The following is a 16,857-nucleotide window of genomic DNA, read 5'->3' as shown; positions in this document are numbered from 1 at the left end:
AGGCGCCCAGGCGGGCCGATAGCCCTCATCGTCTAGCGGCCTAGGACGCCGCCCTTTCAAGGCGGTAGCACGGGTTCGAATCCCGTTGGGGGCACGTAATTACTCTGCGTTGTCGCAGATCAGACGCCCTCACCACCACTCTCGCTGTGGCCGGTGCGTTTCCTCACCGTGTAGAGATGTCCGCTACGGGCACGGTGCCGGACAAGGGTTTCCACGCCGCCCCCGAACAAGAGCGGACGTCTCCCTTTCCCAGTGGCGGAGCATCACCCTGAACAGCGTCACAAAGCTGGCAGCAGGCCCCACGTCTGCAGGGCATAGGGCCGTCCCTTCTCCGTCCCCTGGATCAGTGGCACGTCGAGGAGTCTGAAGCCCGCCTTGGTGGCTACGGCGACGCTTGCGGCGTTCTCGGCCTCCAGCTCCAGGACCACTTGCCCCACGCCCAGTTGTTCGAAGGCATACGCAGCCATCACCCGCACTGCCCGTGCAGCCAGCCCCTGGCCGCGGTGCGCCGGGCCGACCGCATAGCCGATCTCTGCACCCTTGGGGGCGCGCCGCAGCATCACCTCGCCGAGCGGCGCGCGGCCGTCGACGGTGATGGCGAGCAGGATGGTCGTGCCCTCCGCACGCATTTGCCGATCCCGGTCCAGCCGTGCGCGAGCGACCGCTTCGTCAAAGGGTGAGACGATCGGCGTCCAGTACGCGATATCGGGATGGTCGAACAAATCCGGCATTGCGGCCAGGTCTGCCTCCGTCCAGTCGCGCAGTACGAGACCTTCCCCTGTGAGCTCAATCCGCTCGGGAAAGGGCAACGGGGTACCGCTCATGGTGCCGATCCTCCCTGGCCTGACGAGACAGGGCAGCGTAACTGGGGCGGTCATCGGCTCACCAGGTTTTCTGGGGGACAGAGCCGTCGATCCTCGTCTCGAAGTCACGGTGGCTGCTCAAAGGCCCTGAAGCATCCCTTGCGGGGTGCGCGGCACCCGTACCCACCACGCGCCTTCCTTTGAGCGTCCGCTCGGTCAGGGTGCCCTCCTCGCCGGTCCACCCTGCCTCGCCGAGCATCAGGGCGAGGCCCATGATCTGATCGCTGATCCGCCGGTCCCTGTACGCCTGGGCCCGGCACGCGCCGTCGCAGTTCCGGCGCCGCGGCGATGCCTTTCTCGGCAGCCGGCCCCCAGGGGGCAACGCCGAGACCAGGGGGTATCGCCGAGACAGGAGAGACCCCTGGCCACGTGATGGCCGGGGGTCCTCTGGATGTGCGGGTGTCGGTTCAGCCGCAGCAGTCGCAGCCGGGGCGGCAGCCGCAGGCGTCTGTCTCTCCGCCGGCGGCCGGGACCACCGCGGCGGCGGCCGGGGTCGCGCAGCAGCCCTTGCCCTGCCAGGCGTCGCGGCCTTCCTTCACTGCGATGGCGGCGATGACCAGGGCGGCGATCGGGTCGGCCCAGGACCAGCCGAGCGTGGCGTTGAGGACCAGGCCGAGAAGGAGAACGGCCGACAGGTACGTGCACAAGAGCGTCTGCTTGGAGTCGGCGACCGCGCTGGCGGAGCCCAGTTCGCGTCCGGCCCTGCGCTGGGCGGCGGACAGGAACGGCATCACGGCCAGGGAGAGGGCGGCGATGACGATGCCGGGGATGGAGCGTTCGGCCTCGCCGGTGCCGGCCAGCGCGCGGGCGGCGTCGACGGTGACGTACGCGGCGAGCACGAAGAACGACACCGCGATGATCCGCAGCGTGCGCTTCTCCCGCGCCTCGCGCATCGCGTGGTCGCGGGCGGAGAACTGCCAGGCGACCGCGGCGGCGGAGGAGACCTCGATGACCGAGTCCAGGCCGAAGCCGATCAGCGCGGTGGAGGAGGCGATCGTCCCGGCGGTGATCGCGACGGCCGCCTCGATGACGTTGTAGCCGATGGTGGCCGCGACCAGCAGCCGTATGCGCCTGGCGAGGACGTCACGCCGGGCCGGGGTCGGACGTGTGCCGAGGGATATCTCGGCGGTCATCAGCAGCAGCCCTCCTCGTCCGCGTCCACGCACGTCTTGTCGGCCTCGACCGCCACGACGGCGGTGCGCAGGTCGTCCAGCGCGTGACCGAGACGTTCGTCGGCGAGCTCGTAGCGGGTGCGGCGGCCCACCGGCACCGCGACGACCAGGCCGCAGTCGCGCAGGCACGCCAGGTGGTTCGACAGCCGGGTCCGGGAGATCTCCAGGGTGTCGGCGAGGTCGGCGGGGTGGGCCGGGGCCTCACGTAGTGCGAGGAGGATCCGGCAGCGGATGGGGTCGGCGAGGGCGCGGCCGAACCGCGCCAGCACCTCGATGTCAGCAGCGAGAGTCAGCACACCCACGACAGTACACGGAATCCTGAATTCACCAAACCTTGCATTCGCGAGTCAGGGCGCGTGGCCGCCGTGCTTCGGCGCACCCGCCGCCTGCGCGGAGGTCGATCACGGGGTCCGGCTGGGGCGAGAACCGCTCGTCCGTAGTTGTTCGTGCCCGCCACCCGGTCCAACTCGGCGCCGGTCGGAGTGCGCCTGCCGCTCGCTGCCGCTCGCTGCCGCTCGAAGTGTTCCCACATGACCTGCTCGGCCTTCGGCGCGCCCGCGGTCCGCTCGCCGTCCGACAGTCCCGCCCGCCCGGCCCCGGTCTCGCTCTGGCTCGCCCTTCCCCCTCTCGTCTCGCTTCGGCGATCGGCACGGCGAGTAGGCATGAGCAAGCCGATCGTCGCCAGCAGAAGCAGGCCGTCGACCGGCAACGACCACAACGTCGCGCTGGTCGCATCCACCCCGCCACCACCACCGCACATCCCCGACGGACCCACACCTCCACGCCAAGGCCACCGCCCGACCTCGTCGAGTTCCCTTGAACGGCTTCCCGGGGGCACTCATCGCAGTCCACCTGCCGCTCCGGCGGACAACAGCGACATGATCGGACGGCGGATACTGCGGCTCCTCGACCTTCGGACCTCCTGCCCAGAGGGGCCGGGGAGCCGCTCGTCACGCGCACAGAGTGCGCAGAGCACACCCCGCGTTCTGATACGCTTTTCCAGCGACATCGGCCCGCCAGCCAGCCTCCAACCGGTCACTGGGAATCACCAGTCCGGCGACGACGGCGAGGCAGTCCGACAGTCGCAGTGAGCGTCAGCTCATGACGGGATGATGACGTTCGCGGACGTGTCGCGGCTGTACGAATTCCGTTGGGGGTACGCAACACCGTGTGCGACACTGTCGTACGCATTGCTTGGTCCTGTGGAGCAGTTTGGAGTGCTCGCCACCCTGTCAAGGTGGAGGCCGCGGGTTCAAATCCCGTCAGGACCGCTGAGGTTCCTTTTGGAACCTCGTGGCTGGGTAGCTCAGTTGGTACGAGCGATCGCCTGAAAAGCGATAGGTCGCCGGTTCGACCCCGGCCCCAGCCACAGCCCAAGGGCCCCGCTCAGTGAGCGGGGCCCTTGATCATTCCCGGGCCACTCCCGGTGACCGGTCCGCCGGCGGCAAAAGCGTTCGCCATCGATTTCCCCGGGATGAGATCCTGGACCGCGTATGTCTACGCACCCCGCCCCCGGCTCCCCCGCCCTCGGCGCCCTCGCCCCCCGTCTGGCCGAACTCTCGCTGCGCGACGCGCACCGGCTCGGCCGGCGGCTCGAAGGTGCCCGCAAGATCCGCAAGCCGGAGGCCCGCGCCGCCGTACTCGCCGAGATCGAGGCCGAGGTCGCCAAGGCCGAACAGCGGATGGGCGAGCGGCGGGCCCGCGTTCCCGCCGTCACCTACCCCCCGCAGCTCCCCGTCAGCCAGAAGCGCGACGACATCGCCGACGCCATCCGGGACCACCAGGTCGTGATCGTCGCCGGTGAGACCGGCTCCGGGAAGACCACGCAGATCCCGAAGATCTGCATGGAGCTCGGCCGGGGCGTGCGCGGCATGATCGGGCACACACAGCCCCGGCGGATCGCCGCCCGTACCGTCGCCGAGCGGGTGGCGGAAGAGCTGGACACCCCGCTCGGCGAGGCCGTCGGCTGGAAGGTGCGGTTCACCGACCAGGTCAACCCGGACGCCACCTTCGTCAAGCTGATGACCGACGGCATCCTGCTCGCCGAGATCCAGACCGACCGCGAGCTGCGCGCCTACGACACGATCATCATCGACGAGGCCCACGAGCGGTCTCTCAACATCGACTTCCTGCTCGGGTATCTCGCGCAGTTGCTGCCGAAGCGGCCCGACCTCAAGGTCGTCATCACCTCGGCCACCATCGACCCCGAGCGCTTCTCCCGGCACTTCGGCGACGCCCCGATCATCGAGGTCAGCGGGCGTACGTATCCCGTCGAGGTGCGTTACCGGCCGCTCCTGGAAGAAGACGGCGACGACTCCGACCGCGACCAGATCACCGCGATCTGTGATGCCGTCGAGGAGCTTCAGGGGGAGGGCAAGGGCGACATCCTCGTCTTCCTCTCGGGGGAGAGGGAGATCCGCGACACCGCGGACGCGCTCGTGAAGAAGAACTACCGGTTCACGGAGGTCCTCCCCCTCTACGCGCGGCTCTCGCACGCCGAGCAGCATCGCGTCTTCCAGCCCCACACCGGCCGAAGGATCGTTCTGGCGACCAACGTCGCCGAGACCTCCCTCACCGTCCCGGGCATCAAGTACGTCATCGACCCCGGCTTCGCCCGGATCAGCCGGTACAGCCATCGCACGAAGGTGCAGCGGCTCCCCATCGAGCCGATCTCCCAGGCCAGCGCAAACCAGCGCAAGGGCCGCTGCGGCCGTACGTCCGACGGCATCTGCATCCGCCTCTACAGCGAGGACGACTTCGAGGCCCGCCCGGAGTTCACGGACGCGGAGATCCTGCGTACGAACCTCGCGTCCGTCATCCTGCAGATGACCGCCGCCGGACTCGGCGAGATCGAGAAGTTCCCCTTCATCGACCCGCCGGACCACCGCAACATCCGCGACGGCGTCCAACTCCTCCAGGAACTGGGCGCGTTGGACCCCACGCAGAAGGACTCGCGCAAGCGCCTCACCGACACCGGCCGCAAGCTCGCCCAGCTGCCCGTCGACCCCCGCCTTGCCCGGATGGTCCTGGAGGCCGACAAGAACGGCTGTGTCCGCGAGGTCATGGTCATAGCCGCCGCCCTGTCCATCCAGGACCCGCGCGAGCGCCCGGCCGACAAGCAGACGCAGGCCGACCAGCAGCACGCCCGCTTCAAGGACGAGACCAGCGACTTCCTCGCCTATCTCAACCTGTGGCGGTACGTGCGCGAGCAGCAGAAGGAACGCGGCTCGTCGTCCTTCCGCCGGATGTGCAAGCAGGAGTATCTGAACTTCCTGCGCATCCGCGAATGGCAGGACATCTATACGCAGTTGAGAACGGTCGCGAAGCAGATGGGCATCCATCTGAACGAGGAGGACGCGCCGGAGCAGAGCGTCCATGTCTCGCTGCTCGCCGGGCTCCTCTCCCACATCGGCATGAAGGATGTGAAGGACGCCGGGGGGGAGGGCGGGAGAAACACAGCCAAGAACGAATATCTCGGCGCCCGGAGCGCCAAGTTCGCGATCTTCCCGGGCTCGGCCCTCTTCAAGAAGCCCCCGCGCTTCGTGATGTCCGCCGAACTGGTGGAGACCTCCCGTCTCTGGGCCCGCGTCAACGCCCGCATCGAGCCCGAGTGGGTCGAACCCCTCGCCGAGCACCTGCTCAAGCGGACGTACAGCGAACCGCACTGGGAGAAGGACCAGGCCGCGGTGATGGCGTACGAGAAGGTCACGCTCTACGGCGTCCCGATCATCGCCGACCGCAAGGTCAACTACGGCCGGATCGACCCGGAGGCGTCCCGCGAGCTGTTCATCCGCAACGCGCTCGTCGAGGGCGACTGGCGCACGCACCACAAGTTCTTCGCCGACAACCGCAAGCTCCTCAGCGAGGTCGAGGAGCTGGAGCACCGCGCCCGGCGCCGGAACATCCTCGTCGACGACGAGACGCTCTTCGACTTCTACGACGAGAAGGTCCCCGAACACGTCGTCTCCGGCGCCCACTTCGACTCCTGGTGGAAGCACAAGCGGCACGAGCAGCCCGACTTCCTCGACTTCGAGCGCGAGATGCTCATCCGGGAGTCCGCGGAGGCGGTCACCAAGGCCGACTATCCGGACTCCTGGCGGCAGGGGAACCTGAAGTTCCGGGTGACGTACCAGTTCGAGCCGGGCGCGGACGCCGACGGTGTGACCGTCCACGTCCCGCTCCAGGTCCTGAACCAGGTCACGGACGAGGGCTTCGACTGGCAGATCCCGGGGTTGCGGGAGGAAGTCGTCACCGAGCTGATCCGCTCCCTTCCGAAGCCGATCCGCCGCAACTACGTGCCGGCGCCGAACTTCGCGAAACGCTTCCTGGACACGGCCGTCCCGCTCCAAGAACCCCTCACCACCACCATGGCCCGCGAGCTGAAGCGCATGGTGGGCGTCCCGTTCACCGCGGACGACTTCGACTGGTCCAAGGTCCCCGACCACCTCCGGATCACCTTCCGGATCGTCGACGAGCGGCGCCGCAAGCTGGCCGAGGACAAGGATCTGGAGGCCCTGAAGCTCCAGCTGAAGCCGAAGGCGAGGAAAGCCCTCTCGCAGGCCGCGGCGGCCACGGCCGAACGCCAGGGCGGCGAGTCCCTGGAGCGCAAGGGCCTGACCGACTGGACGATCGGCTCCCTCACCCGCGTCTTCGAGACCCGGCGGGCGGGGCAGCCCGTGAAGGCGTACCCGGCGCTGGTCGACGACGGCGACACCGTCTCCGTACGCCTCTTCGACACGGAGGCGGAACAGCAGCAGGCCATGTGGCAGGGCACGCGGCGGCTGATCCTCCGCAACATCCCGGTGAACCCGGCGAAGTTCGCGTCCGAGAAGCTGACGAACGCCCAGAAGCTCGCCCTGTCCGCCAATCCGCACGGCTCCATCCAGGCCCTGTTCGACGACTGCGCGATGGCTGCGGCGGACAAGCTGATCGGCGACTTCGGCGGGCCGGTGTGGGACGAGGAGTCGTACCGGAAGCTGTACGACAAGGTCCGCGCCGAGATCGTCGACACGACGGTCCGTACGGTGGACCAGGTGCAGCAGGTCCTCGCCGCGTGGCAGGCCTGTGAGCGCCGCCTGAAGGCCGTACGGAGCCCCGCGCTGCTGCCGAACCTGGCGGACGTACGGGCGCAGCTGGACGGCCTCGTGAAGCCGGGGTTCGTGACGGAGGCGGGGACGCGGCGGCTGGCGGATCTGATGCGGTACCTGGTGGCCGCGGACCGCCGGCTCCAGCAGATGCCGACGAACGTCCAGCGGGACACCACGCGTATGGAGAAGGTCCACGAGATGCGGGACGAGTACGCGTGGCTGCTGGAGCAGATGCCGCAGGGGCGGCCGGTGCCTTCCTCCGTCCTGGACATCCGCTGGATGATCGAGGAGCTCCGGGTCAGCTACTTCGCCCACGCGCTCGGCACGGCGTACCCCGTCTCCGACAAGCGCATCGTGAAGGCGATCGACGCGGCCGCGCCGTAACCGGCCCCGCACCCTAAGTGAGTTCGACCAGGCGGCGCCCCTCCTGTACAGTCTCTTCTCGCAGCACAACGCACCACCAAGTGCCGCGAAACCAGGTCCTGTGGAGCAGTTTGGAGTGCTCGCCACCCTGTCAAGGTGGAGGCCGCGGGTTCAAATCCCGTCAGGACCGCAGCGAGATGCAGTAGGCCCGCGCCGAACAAGGCCGCGGGCCTTCTGCATGACACCACGCACCCCAACAGCGCTCGCCACCCTGTCAAGGTGGAGGCCGCGCCCGCGGCGCAGCCGCAATCGGGTACAGCAAATCCCGTCAGGACCGCAGCGAGAAGAGCAAGGCCCGCGCCCGTCAAGGGTGCGGGCCTTCTTCGTGTCCACCTTCCCGGTGCCCCCTGTCGCCGTCTTGACGGCGTGTCCATCCCTCGGTACCCAGGGACCAAGGGCGCTTCACGGGCGGTTCTGTGGAGGTGGGGTATGGCGGCATCGGTCAGGCATGAGACGCGGGCGTTGCTTCGTGCGCATCTGGCGGCCGCATCTTCCTATCGCCATCTGACGCGTCACTGCCCGATCTGCCACCATCTCCTGCGGCTGGCCATGGACACGGCCCCACGGACCGCCCGGGATCCGCAGGAGGCCGTGGAGGACGAGAGCACCACGCCCGCATGACGAGCGCCCGGCGCTCAATAGCGCACGGGAGACGGGGGCGACAAGGACTCTGGCATGTGACGGGTGTCACCGGGTGAGTTTTTCAAACCTCGGTTCTTACCCGGTTCCTACAACTGTTCAATTTAATATGTGCAATTGCACCCGCCTGAGGCATCTCCCCGAGCCCGCACACAGGAGATCCGACAGCCCTCCCCAGACTCCGACAAGGCCACTCACAGAGCCGGCCGGACCAGCCGCGACAGGGCACAAAAAGATCGCGCTGGACTCGGCGGAGTCCAGCGCGATCGACGACGCACCCTGTTGTGTGCTTCAAAAGCTCTGTGGAGCTCGGGCGTGGGCTCCGTTGGGGCAGAACCCGCGTCGTGTGGAGCTAGGTTTCCGAACGTCGCGGCCAGTGGGGGACCAGCCGGTTTGCCCGGTTTATTCAGTTGTCAGGCTTCGCTGCGCTGCTGCGGAATGCCCGCGAGCAGAGCACGGACCTCCGCCTCGCGGTAGCGGCGGTGCCCGCCGAGCGTGCGGATCGATGTAAGCTTCCCGGCCTTCGCCCACCGCGTGACCGTCTTAGGGTCCACACGGAACATGGTGGCGACCTCAGCCGGGGTCAGCAGCGGCTCGGCATCAGGGGTGCGAGCGGTCATGAGCGGCCTCCTCGGGAGAACCGAACCTTCTCGGTTCTTTCCTCTAAATTCTGCACCTTGACCCGCGTTGCCCGAAATGGCGGACGCGGGTCGAGTCGGTTATAGGACGAACGGCTTGTCCTCGGCACTACAACTACACCATCTGTCCAGCCGCGTCGGCCAAACCGATGGAATTGCCCCCCAGGTGTTCATCGGCGACGGAAGCCGATGGACCATGCCATAGCGGACAGTCACGCCCCTGTGACGATCAGTCACAGGACGATCAGGAGTCACAAGACCCCCCAAAGCAGGCAATGCTGAGATTCCGCCCATAGTGGAGCACAGTCGGACGGAGGAGTCCTCCCCCGGACTCCTTGTCCTATTTTGACATGAGGAGGGGCAAGCGAGGCAAGGGCCGCGTAAGTGCGGTCCGTCACGCTTGAGACATAAGCCCGGATCGGGACCAACGCCCCATGTTGACGAAACCTCAGGAACCTCAGGACGAGGACGAAACCCCAAAACGGGCGTCAGGTCAAACGTCAGTTCCCCGACCGCAGGTCAGGCGTCATATCGCCGAACGACGATCAAACTCCGGATGTCAGTTCGCCGACCGCCGGTCCCGCACCGACCGCCACCGCTCCACGAGCCGGCCGTACGCCTCGCCCGCCGCCTCGCCGTCCCCCTCCCGCAGCGCCGCGATCCCCTCGGCCACGTCGGCGGCCGAATGGTCGTCCTCCAGTTCGCCGGGCGGCAGGGTGTGCACCAAGCCGCCGTAGTCCAGCTCGACCAGCGAGCGCGGATGGAACTCCTCCAGCCAGCGCCCCACGTCCAGCAGGCCGTCGATCAGCGGCCCCTCGTCGATGGTGTCCTTCAGGGTCCTGAGCGCCCGCGCCACCCGCCGCCGGGCCTGCACCATCGGCGTCCGGTAGCGCAGCATCGGCGGAGCGTCGCCGGAGCCCTTGTCGAAACGCCGTTCCTCGTCGGCGACCAACACGAACCAGTGCAGCGGCACCTGCCAGGTCGAGGTGCGGATCCACGGCCGGGCGTCGGGGTTGCGGGCCAGCCAGCGCTCGTAGTCCTGGGCCGCCTGACGCCGTACGACGGGCGGCAGGACCGCGTCCAGGACGGGCGGCGGCAGCTCCTCGGCGAGATCGCCGAGCGCCTGCCAGCCGCGCAGCCGGGTGCGCCAGGGGCAGACGCAGACCACTCCGTCGACCTCGAGCACGAAGGCGTCACGGCTCTCGTGCACCGGCACCGGGACGGGCGGCGTGGGCAGCAAGTCGGCCAGCGCGCGGCGGAGTTCGTCCTGGTACGTGGGACGGTCGGGGCGCCGGGCGTACCTCTCCCAGTGGTCGCGCTCCCGCTTCGGGAAGGCGGCCAGCGGTTCGTACACACGCAGATAGGTCGCGTACGGGACGATCAGCGAGGACACCTTGGGCACGCCTGCTCCCTCCCCCGCCCTCTGCCAGGAAAACCTGCGAAACCCGCTCACAAACCTGCGGGAAAACTATGCAAATCGTCGCACGGGCGTACTCCGGGAGTAGGTGATCCTGAGCACGTCGCGGTCGGCGGGGCGTACAGGCTCTAATCTCGTGCTAGCTGCCTCCCGCCACCCTTACGGGAGCTCGTCCCAACCGCCGCTACTTACCCAGGAGTCACCACCGTGACCGACGTAACCGGCGCGCCTGCTGATGTACTGCACACCCTGTTCCATTCGGACCAGGGGGGTCATGAGCAAGTCGTGCTCTGCCAGGACCGAGCCAGCGGCCTCAAGGCCGTCATCGCCATCCACTCCACCGCCCTGGGCCCCGCACTCGGCGGTACGCGCTTCTACCCGTACGCCAGCGAGGAGGAGGCCGTCGCCGACGCGCTCAACCTCGCGCGCGGGATGTCGTACAAGAACGCCATGGCCGGGCTCGACCACGGCGGCGGCAAGGCCGTGATCATCGGTGACCCCGAGCGCGACAAGACCGAGGAACTGCTGCTCGCCTACGGGCGTTTCGTGGCCTCGCTCGGCGGCCGGTACGTCACCGCGTGCGACGTCGGCACGTACGTCGCCGACATGGACGTCGTCCACCGCGCATGCCCCTGGACCACCGGCCGCTCGCCCGAGAACGGCGGCGCCGGCGACTCCTCCGTCCTCACCGCGTACGGCGTCTACCAGGGCATGCGGGCCAGTGCCCAGCATCTGTGGGGCGACCCCTCGCTGCGGGCCAGGCGCATCGGCATCGCGGGCGTCGGCAAGGTCGGCCGCCACCTGGTGGGGCACCTGGTCGCGGAGGGCGCCGAGGTCTTCGTGACCGACGTGCGCGAGGAGGCGGTACGGCAGGTGACCGAGCGGTACGACACCGTGCTGGCCGTCCCGGACACGGAGGCGCTGATCCGCGTCGACGGGCTCGGCATCTACGCCCCCTGCGCGCTGGGTGGCGCACTGAACGACGACACCGTGCCGGTGCTCACCGCCGAGATCGTGTGCGGCGCCGCCAACAACCAGCTGGCCCACCCGGGCGTCGAGAAGGACCTGGCCGACCGCCACATCCTGTACGCGCCCGACTATGTGGTGAACGCGGGCGGTGTCATCCAGGTCGCCGACGAGCTGCACGGCTTCGACTTCGAGCGGTGCAAGGCGAAGGCGGCGAAGATCTACGACACCACGCTGGCAATATTCGCACGCGCGAAGGCAGATGGCATTCCGCCGGCCGCCGCGGCCGACCGGATCGCCGAGCAGCGGATGCACGAGGCGGCGGCGCGCGGACGGTGAGTGCGCCCGGACCGGTCCGGGAGGTTTGGCCGGTACCCGCCGGTGGGCACTTAGAGAGAACTCTCACTTCCATCGGCGGGTCGACCGCCAGGAAGTGGTTAAAATCGCGGTTGACCAGCGAGGACGGGGCGCCTCAAAGGTCCTGTGCACACGCGGCTGCTGCGGGCGACGTACCGTATGGGCGCGGGCTCAGGTACCGTGGAAGCCCTACGGACCGGCCTCTCCACGGAGAGTCCGTTCCAGATCATGAACGCGTGTCGAGACTCTGGGGCCGTCGAGCCCCGTCACCGAGGGGGTCGAGCCATGGGGCGCGGCCGGGCCAAGGCCAAGCAGACGAAGGTCGCCCGCCAGCTGAAGTACAACAGCGGCGGGACTGACCTGTCGCGTCTGGCCAACGAGCTGGGCGCTTCGACTTCGCAACAGCCGCCGAATGGCGAGCCGTTCGAGGACGATGACGAGGAAGATGACCCGTACGCCCAGTACGCGGATCTCTATAACGACGAGGACGAGGACGACGAGTCCGGTCCCGCGTCGCAACAACGCCGCGGCGCTTGACTGTCAAGCAGTGCCTGACCCGGTCCTGAGCGGTTACCCGTAGGACCGGGTTTTGCGCTGCTTTCGCAAGCGCCGGCCGGGAGCTCAGTCAGTGTGCATACACGCCGACCAGCTCCGCACCCGTGGCATGGTCGCCGCGGTCCGTGATCTCTCCGGCCACCCATGCCTCGACACCGCGGTCGGCCAGGGTCGCCAGGGCCACGTCCGACGCTTCCTCCGGGATGATCGCGATCATGCCGACGCCCATGTTGAGGGTCTTCTCCAGCTCCAGCAGCTCGACGTCGCCGGTCCTGCCGACGAGGTCGAACACCGGGGCCGGGGTCCAGGTGGAGCGGTCGACGATCGCGTGCAGGCCGTCCGGGATGACGCGGGCGAGGTTGGCCGCCAGTCCACCGCCGGTGACATGGCTGAACGCGTGCACATCCGTCGTCCGGGTCAGCGCCAGGCAGTCCAGCGAGTAGATCTTGGTGGGCTCCAGCAGCTCCTCGCCGAGGGTGCGGCCGAACTCGGCGACCTGGGTGTCCAGCGCCATGCCCGCGCGGTCCAGCAGGACATGCCGGACGAGCGAGTACCCGTTCGAGTGAAGGCCGGAGGCCGCCATGGCGATCACCGCGTCACCCGTACGGATACGATCCGGGCCGAGCAGCCGGTCGGCCTCCACCACGCCGGTGCCGGCGCCGGCGACATCGAAGTCGTCCGGGCCGAGCAGACCGGGGTGTTCGGCGGTCTCGCCGCCGACCAGAGCGGTGCCGGCGAGGACGCATCCCTCGGCGATGCCCTTCACGATGGCGGCCACCCGCTCGGGGTGGACCTTGCCGACGCAGATGTAGTCGGTCATGAACAGCGGCTCGGCGCCGCACACCACGATGTCGTCCATCACCATGGCGACCAGGTCGTGGCCGATGGTGTCGTAGACGCCCATCTGGCGCGCGATGTCGACCTTGGTGCCGACGCCGTCGGTGGCGGACGCGAGCAGCGGACGCTCGTAGCGCTTGAGGGCGGAGGCGTCGAAGAGGCCGGCGAAACCGCCGAGGCCGCCGAGGACCTCGGGGCGCTGCGTCTTCTTCACCCACTCCTTCATCAGCTCGACGGCGCGGTCGCCCGCTTCGATGTCGACGCCGGCAGCCGCGTAGGAAGCACCGGAAGCAGCATGAGTCTCAGACATTGCCTGGGATCTTTCGGGTTGGTTTCTACGTGGCTTACGGGCGACGGATCGCGTCGGCCGCAGCCGTGGCGGCGGGCCCCGCGGCCAGCTCGGTCTCCAGGAGCTGCTTGCCCAGCAGCTCGGGGTCCGGGAGCTCCATCGGGTACTCGCCGTCGAAGCAGGCGCGGCAGAGGTTCGGCTTGGCGATGGTGGTCGCCTCGATCATGCCGTCGAGGGAGATGTACGCCAGGGAGTCGGCGCCGAGCGAGGTGCCGATCTCGTCGATGGTCATGCCGTTGGCGATGAGCTCGGCGCGAGTGGCGAAGTCGATGCCGAAGAAGCAGGGCCACTTCACGGGCGGCGAGGAGATCCGGATGTGGACCTCGGCGGCGCCCGCCTCGCGGAGCATGCGGACCAGGGCCCGCTGGGTGTTGCCGCGCACGATCGAGTCGTCGACGACGACCAGGCGCTTGCCCTTGATGACTTCCTTCAGCGGATTCAGCTTCAGCCGGATGCCGAGCTGGCGGATCGTCTGGGAGGGCTGGATGAACGTACGGCCGACGTACGCGTTCTTCACGAGACCCGCGCCGAAGGGGATGCCGGACGCTTCCGCGTAGCCGATGGCGGCCGGAGTGCCGGACTCCGGGGTCGCTATGACGAGGTCGGCGTCGACCGGCGCTTCCTTCGCGAGGCGGCGGCCCATCTCGACCCGGCTGAGGTACACGTTCCGGCCGGCGATGTCGGTGTCCGGGCGGGCGAGGTAGACGTACTCGAAGACACAGCCCTTGGGCTTCGCTTCCGCGAATCGGGACGTTCGCAGGCCGTTCTCGTCGATGGCGACGAACTCGCCCGGCTCGATCTCGCGGACGTAGGCGGCGCCGCAGATGTCGAGGGCTGCGGACTCGGAGGCGACGACCCAGCCGCGCTCCAGGCGGCCGAGGACCAGCGGGCGAATGCCCTGCGGGTCACGGGCGGCGTAGAGCGTGTTCTCGTCCATGAAGACGAGGGAGAAGGCGCCGAGCACCTGCGGGAGGACCGAGTGGGCGGCCTCCTCGATGGTCAGCGGCTTGCCGTCCTCGTCGACCTGGGCGGCGAGCAGCGCCGTGAGCAGGTCGGTGTCGTTGGTGGCCGCGACGCGCGGGGTGCGGCCCTCCTGCTTGGGCAGGTCGGCGACCATCTCGGCGAGCTGGGCCGTGTTGACCAGGTTGCCGTTGTGGCCGAGCGCGATGGAGCCGTGCGCGGTGGCGCGGAACGTCGGCTGGGCGTTCTCCCACACGGAGGCGCCGGTGGTCGAGTAGCGGGCGTGACCGACCGCGATGTGACCCTGGAGCGAACCGAGCGAGGTTTCGTCGAAGACCTGGGAGACCAGGCCCATGTCCTTGAAGACGAGGATCTGGGAGCCGTTGCTGACCGCGATTCCCGCGGATTCCTGACCTCGATGCTGGAGGGCGTAGAGCCCGAAGTAAGTGAGCTTGGCGACCTCTTCGCCGGGAGCCCAGACACCGAAGACGCCGCATGCGTCCTGGGGGCCTTTCTCGCCGGGGAGCAGATCATGACTTAGTCGACCGTCACCACGTGGCACGCCACCGAGTGTAGGCGAGATCGACCACTGGTCCGAATTCGTGAAGAGTGGGCTTGCTTACTTCGCCCGCGCCACGAGGCCCTCGCCGGAGGTCGCGGTGATCGTCAGGGACTTGTGTTTCTGCTGGTAGGAGACCTTGCCGGAGAGGATTTCGGTGAGTTCCCGCTCGGTCTTCATGACGGGCCCCGAGCACACCATGCGGGTGGTCGCGAGAGGGCCGATCTCGATGGTGCCGTCCTTGACGGTGGCCTTGGCGTTGAAGGTGTTGCAGCCGAGGCTTCCGGTGACGGTGTTGTTCTTGGTGAGGGTGAGGTGGGCCTTCGCCTTTTCGGGCAGGGACACGGCGGTCGAGTCGTCGCTCTTGCCCGACAGCAGGGTGTCGATCGTCCAGCGGGTGCCCTTGAGGGCGGGGGCGGTCTCGGCGGTGCCTTCGCGGAGGGTGATGCGGTCGCCGTTGCCCCTGGTCAGGGTGAGGGTCTTGGTGCCGTCACGCTCTTGCACGGCGGCCTTGAGGTTGCCCTCGAAGACGCCCACGAACTTCTCCTCGAACTCCCCGACGGCTCCCTCGCAGCCGATCAGCGTCATCGCGAGGTCGGAGACCTTCACGGTGTCGCCCTCGATGTCGACGTCGGCGCCGAAGTGGTTGCAGCCCACCGTGCCGCCGGACTCGCCCCCGCCGACCTCGGGCTCGGCCGCGCCGGGCTTGAAGGTGATGTGGGCGTCCTCGAGCTCGAAGGCGTCGCCCTTGGGCAGGTCGTACTTCTTGCCGTCGACTGTCACGCTCTGGGGCAGCCAGGAGGTGTCCGCGATGGTGGAGATGTTCTTGGTGGTGTTGCCCTCGCCGCCGACCGCGCCGTTGGCGCTGCCGGAATCCGTGCCGCAGGCGGCCAGGACGGCCGTGCCGGCCAGGGCCGCGGCGGCGTACGTCATGTTCTTCGTCGTCCGCTTCATGGCTCTTTGACGCACGGGACGGGCGATGGGTTCGGCCCCGTTATGACTCTGTTGTCATGTGCCCGTCCGTCAGCGAAGCAGCGGCAGCAACGGCCCGAGATCGGCCCGCTCCCCGCTGGCACTGACCTTGGCGTCATGGACAGCATGCTTCCACTCCACCCGCCCGGTCGCGAGCCGGATCCAGGTGAGCGGGTCGGTCTCGACGACGTTGGGCGGGGTACCGCGCGTATGCCTCGGCCCCTCCACGCACTGCACCACGGCGTACGGCGGGATCCGCACCTCCGTCGAGCCGCCGGGCGCCTTGGCGGCGAGCGCGTCGGCGAGGAGGCGGGTGCAGGCGGCGAGGGCCTGGCGGTCGTACGGGATGTCCAGGCCGGGGACGGCGGCGTTCAGGTCGTCGGTGTGGACGACGAGTTCCACGGTGCGGGTGACGAGGTAGTCGGCCAGGGTCAGCGCGCCCGCGCTGGTGGGGAGCAGCCGGCTGCCGGGCTCGTCGGCGATGCGGGTGGTGAACTCCCGCTCGATGTCCGCGAGATGGCTGTCCAGGTCCGTGTGCTGCTCGGCTCTGAGTCGGGCGGTGTCGGCGATGTCGTCGGCAGCGTCGGCGATCGCGGGCAGCCAGTCCAGCAGGGCCGCGTCCTGTCGCGCCGGTTCCGGTTCGTCGAGCAGCCGCACCACGGCCGCCGGTGCCATCCCCGTGTGCGCCACCAACTCCCGTACGGTCCACTGCCCGAGCCGGGTCGGCAACGCGAGCTGTTCGGGTGTCAACGTGCGTACGGCGTCTCGTACATGCCCGAACTGCGCTAGCACGGCGGCGCGGATCTTGGTGGGGTCGTAGGTGCGGGGGCGTTTTCTGGCCGGGGGCATGGGTGCAGCCTATGCGGGGGTGCGCTTGCCTCCGGCGGTTGGGCGGGGGGTGCCTGCGGCGGCCTGTGCGGATTCGGCGGGGGGTGCCTGCGGGGGCGGGGGGGGGTGTGGGGGGGGGGGGGGGGGGGGGTGGGGGGGGGGGGGGGGGGGGGGGGGGGGGGGGGGGGGGGGGGGGGGGGGGGGGGGCGGGGGGGGGGGGGGGGGGGGGTGAGGG

General features: G+C 68.9%; 13 protein-coding genes and 4 tRNA genes. 8 read left to right on the top strand and 9 right to left on the bottom strand.

The genetic code is table 11. The features are described from left to right. Positions 1-21 precede the first annotated feature (21 nt). Positions 22-94: transfer RNA gene (locus KCH48_RS39180), tRNA-Glu, on the top strand. Between the two features lie 184 nt (positions 95-278). Here the strand turns inward: KCH48_RS39180 and KCH48_RS39175 are convergent. From KCH48_RS39175 to KCH48_RS39165, 3 genes are all read right to left on the bottom strand, one after another. Then, positions 279-824 (bottom strand): GNAT family N-acetyltransferase, encoded by a 546-nt coding sequence (locus KCH48_RS39175; RefSeq protein WP_210582370.1) that lies wholly within the window; start codon positions 822-824, stop codon positions 279-281. A 446-nt stretch (positions 825-1,270) separates the two neighbouring features. Next, entirely contained in the window at positions 1,271-1,996 is a 726-nt protein-coding gene (locus tag KCH48_RS39170; RefSeq protein WP_210582368.1) for a cation transporter, read from the bottom strand. Beyond that, a complete protein-coding gene (locus KCH48_RS39165; RefSeq protein ID WP_210582365.1) occupies positions 1,996-2,331 on the bottom strand; it encodes a helix-turn-helix transcriptional regulator in 336 nt (111 codons plus the stop codon). Before KCH48_RS39165 ends, KCH48_RS39170 begins: the two co-directional genes overlap by 1 nt. Before the next feature lie 900 nt (positions 2,332-3,231). On the opposite strand from KCH48_RS39165, the gene KCH48_RS39160 reads away from it, so the two are divergent. From KCH48_RS39160 to KCH48_RS42680, 5 genes are all read left to right on the top strand, one after another. After that, positions 3,232-3,306, top strand: a tRNA-Asp gene (locus KCH48_RS39160). Between the two features lie 24 nt (positions 3,307-3,330). Next, a tRNA-Phe gene (locus KCH48_RS39155) sits at positions 3,331-3,404 on the top strand. A 124-nt stretch (positions 3,405-3,528) separates the two neighbouring features. After that, positions 3,529-7,506, top strand: coding sequence for an ATP-dependent RNA helicase HrpA (gene hrpA, locus KCH48_RS39150; RefSeq protein WP_210582364.1), 3,978 nt, complete (start codon positions 3,529-3,531; stop codon positions 7,504-7,506). A 94-nt stretch (positions 7,507-7,600) separates the two neighbouring features. Beyond that, positions 7,601-7,675, top strand: a tRNA-Asp gene (locus tag KCH48_RS39145). Between the two features lie 299 nt (positions 7,676-7,974). Then, the gene (locus KCH48_RS42680; RefSeq protein WP_246886582.1) at positions 7,975-8,166 is read left to right on the top strand and encodes a DUF6274 family protein; all 192 of its coding nucleotides are present in this window, start codon (positions 7,975-7,977) and stop codon (positions 8,164-8,166) included. Positions 8,167-8,597: 431 nt separating this feature from the next. On the opposite strand, the gene bldC is transcribed toward KCH48_RS42680, so the two are convergent. Next, positions 8,598-8,804 (bottom strand): developmental transcriptional regulator BldC, encoded by a 207-nt coding sequence (bldC, locus tag KCH48_RS39140; RefSeq protein WP_003949541.1) that lies wholly within the window; start codon positions 8,802-8,804, stop codon positions 8,598-8,600. Positions 8,805-9,381: 577 nt separating this feature from the next. Then, the gene (locus KCH48_RS39135) at positions 9,382-10,224 is read right to left on the bottom strand and encodes a hypothetical protein (protein ID WP_210582362.1); all 843 of its coding nucleotides are present in this window, start codon (positions 10,222-10,224) and stop codon (positions 9,382-9,384) included. Between the two features lie 222 nt (positions 10,225-10,446). Between KCH48_RS39135 and KCH48_RS39130 the strand changes: the two genes are divergently transcribed. Together KCH48_RS39130 and KCH48_RS39125 are read left to right on the top strand one after the other, a co-directional pair. Further along, positions 10,447-11,544: a Glu/Leu/Phe/Val dehydrogenase gene (locus KCH48_RS39130; RefSeq protein ID WP_210582360.1), complete on the top strand. Its 1,098-nt coding sequence runs from the start codon at positions 10,447-10,449 to the stop codon at positions 11,542-11,544. Positions 11,545-11,847: 303 nt separating this feature from the next. Then, positions 11,848-12,099: a DUF3073 domain-containing protein gene (locus tag KCH48_RS39125; protein WP_210582359.1), complete on the top strand. Its 252-nt coding sequence runs from the start codon at positions 11,848-11,850 to the stop codon at positions 12,097-12,099. 88 nt (positions 12,100-12,187) lie between these two features. Here the strand turns inward: KCH48_RS39125 and purM are convergent, their stop codons facing one another. The 4 genes from purM to KCH48_RS39105 all read right to left on the bottom strand — a co-directional run bounded on the left by purM (position 12,188) and on the right by KCH48_RS39105 (position 16,643). Beyond that, complete coding sequence (gene purM, locus KCH48_RS39120) at positions 12,188-13,264, bottom strand: phosphoribosylformylglycinamidine cyclo-ligase (protein WP_210582357.1); 1,077 nt, start codon at positions 13,262-13,264, stop codon at positions 12,188-12,190. A 34-nt stretch (positions 13,265-13,298) separates the two neighbouring features. Then, a complete protein-coding gene (gene purF / locus KCH48_RS39115; protein ID WP_210582355.1) occupies positions 13,299-14,825 on the bottom strand; it encodes an amidophosphoribosyltransferase in 1,527 nt (508 codons plus the stop codon). A gap of 57 nt (positions 14,826-14,882) precedes the next feature. Further along, positions 14,883-15,776, bottom strand: a complete 894-nt coding sequence (locus KCH48_RS39110) for an META domain-containing protein (RefSeq protein WP_210582354.1) — start codon at positions 15,774-15,776, stop codon at positions 14,883-14,885. Positions 15,777-15,845: 69 nt separating this feature from the next. After that, the gene (locus KCH48_RS39105; protein WP_210582352.1) at positions 15,846-16,643 is read right to left on the bottom strand and encodes a maleylpyruvate isomerase family mycothiol-dependent enzyme; all 798 of its coding nucleotides are present in this window, start codon (positions 16,641-16,643) and stop codon (positions 15,846-15,848) included. Between the last annotated feature and the right edge of the window lie 214 nt (positions 16,644-16,857).

The sequence above is a fragment of the Streptomyces sp. GESEQ-4 genome (assembly GCF_017948455.1).
Classification (GTDB): Bacteria; Actinomycetota; Actinomycetes; order Streptomycetales; family Streptomycetaceae; genus Streptomyces.
The sequence above is the reverse complement of the archived record's forward strand: the minus strand, read 5'-3'. Positions and strand labels throughout refer to the sequence as shown.